The 2087-nt window shown below is 73.3% G+C and carries 3 protein-coding genes; all 3 read left to right on the top strand.

All coding sequences use genetic code 11. The features are described from left to right. Positions 1-638, top strand: a 638-nt coding sequence (locus OZN99_RS30385; protein WP_270938944.1) for a hypothetical protein, incomplete at its 5' end; no start/stop codon positions are given. A 124-nt stretch (positions 639-762) separates the two neighbouring features. After that, on the top strand, positions 763-1728 hold the full coding sequence (locus OZN99_RS30380; RefSeq protein ID WP_270938943.1) for an acetamidase/formamidase family protein: 966 nt from the start codon (positions 763-765) through the stop codon (positions 1726-1728). Between the two features lie 137 nt (positions 1729-1865). Next, positions 1866-2087: GcrA family cell cycle regulator (locus tag OZN99_RS30375; protein WP_270938942.1), on the top strand; the 222-nt coding region annotated here is incomplete at its 3' end.

Genomic DNA, 2087 nt, shown 5'->3' with positions numbered 1-2087 from the left:
CCGACGCCGTCGCGGGCCCGGCCTGCCCGCCGCGGGGCATGCCGGCCGTCGTGGTCGAGGTGGTGGACCCGGAACCGCGCTTCCTGCCGCCCGTGCCGGCGGCGACGCTGCGCACCGAGGCGGGCCACGGGCAGGCCGGCGGGCTGGTGCACCATCTCGGCCTCACCGTCTCCCGCGTGGAATGGCGCAGCGAGATCACGGTGCGCTCCCGCGGGCCGCAGGCTGGGCCGGTCTGCGCCCTGCCGGCGGAGGTCCGGCTTCGCCTGATGCATGCCGAGCACAGCGTCCGGCTGGCCAAGGAGGTGCCGCGCGGCGGCTGCCTGGCGAACGAGGTGCTGGCGCATGAGCGCCGCCATGTGGAGGTCAACCGCCGCACCCTGCGGGAGGCCGCGGCGGAGCTGCGCAGCGTCGCGCGCGGATGGGCGGCGCGCGCCGAGCGCCGCGCGCCGAACGTCGGCGAGGCCGCCCATGCGCTGCAGGACGAGTTGGCGCAGACGCTGGAGCCCGTGCTGGGGCGGCTGCGCGCCACCCGCGAGGCCGGCCACGCCGCGATCGACACGCCGGAGGAATACCGCCGGCTGGGCCGCGTCTGCCCGGAGGATCAGCGGCGGCTCCGCGTCGCGCTGCGCCTGCAATAGCCGCACTGCCCAGCGCCTGGGCAGGCCGGCGCGCAGCTCCGCGCGGAACCGGCCTCCGCGTGGATTGACCGGCCCGCTCGCCCGGGATTGTGTGCGCCGCGTCCGGACCAGAGACGAGGCCCCCATGCCCAGCACGCAGCGCATCGCCGCCACGCCCGACACCGTGCGCTTCGGCGCCTTCGACGCCGCCTTCCCGCCGGTGGCCAGCGTGGCCAGCGGCGACCTGGTGGTGCTGGAATGCGTCTCTGGCGGGCCGGAGACGCTGCCGCCGCCCGAGAGCGGCCTGAAGGTGCCGCCGGCGCTGGCTGCCATCCACGCCGCCAACCTGCCGCGGATGGGCCCGCACATCATCACCGGCCCCGTCGAGGTGCTTGGCGCCGAGCCCGGCGACGTGCTGCGCGTGGACATCGAGAAGATCGAGCTCGGCAACGACTGGGGCTTCTGCGGCTTCCGCCCGCTGTTCGGCACGCTGCCCGAGGACTTCCCCTATGCCCGGATGCTGCACATCCCCGTGGACAAGGCGGCGATGACCGGGCGCGTCCCGGTCGGCCCCGGCGTGACGCTGCCGCTCAGCCCCTTCTTCGGCGTGATGGGCGTGGCGCCGCCGCGCGAATGGGGGCGGCTCTCCACCAAGGAGCCGCGCGCCCATGGCGGCAACCTGGACAACAAGGAGATCGGCGAGGGCGCGACGCTGTGGCTGCCCGTACATGTCGCCGGCGCGATGTTCTCGGCCGGCGACGGGCACGGCGTGCAGGGCGACGGCGAGGTCTGCATCAACGCGCTGGAGATGTGCCTGACCGGCCATTTCCGCCTGACGCTGGAGAAGGGCGGCGGCGCGGCCGATCCGGCGCTGCGCTTCCCCCGGGCCGAGACGAAGACCCACTACATCTCGATGGGGATGCACGAGGACCTCGACCTGGCGATGAAGCAGGCGCTGCGGGAGATGATCGGTTTCATCGTGGCGCGGATGAACGTCTCCGCCGCGGACGCCTACCAGCTCTGCTCGCTGGCGGTGGACTTCCACGTGACGCAGACCGTGAACGGCGAGAAGGGCGTTCATGGTCTGCTCAGGAAGGGTCTCCTGTTCTGAGAATCGGCGCGGCTAAGTGCATCCCGCCCGGTCTGTCCACAGCTTTTCGCGTTTCTTGCGCTAACCAGAACTTGTGTCTCCTGCCCGCGTTGCACTACCGTATCTGGTAGGTCGGGGGGTCAACGGGAGGCCTTGGAATGGACTGGACGGCTGAGGCGATCGAGCGCCTGCGCGCGCTCTGGGCGGAAGGTCATTCGACTGCCGAGATCGGGCGGCGCATGGGAATCTCGAAGAACGCGGTGGTCGGCAAGGCGCATCGCCTGAGCCTGCCGCCCCGCCCCTCGCCGATCCGCCGCGAAGCCGGGGAGGCCGCGCCGCGGCCGCAACCCGTGCGCGCGCCCCGCCCGGCCGGCGTGGCG

Source organism: Falsiroseomonas oryzae (assembly GCF_027856955.1).
Taxonomy (GTDB): domain Bacteria; phylum Pseudomonadota; class Alphaproteobacteria; order Acetobacterales; family Acetobacteraceae; genus Falsiroseomonas; species Falsiroseomonas oryzae.
Note: the sequence above shows the minus strand (reverse complement) of the source record. Positions and strands in the feature narration are given on the sequence as shown.

Coding starts and splice junctions, on each gene's coding strand:
- OZN99_RS30380 (WP_270938943.1), top strand. CDS start 763: ATGCCCAGCACGCAGCGCATCGCCGCCACGCCCGACACCGTGCGCTTC.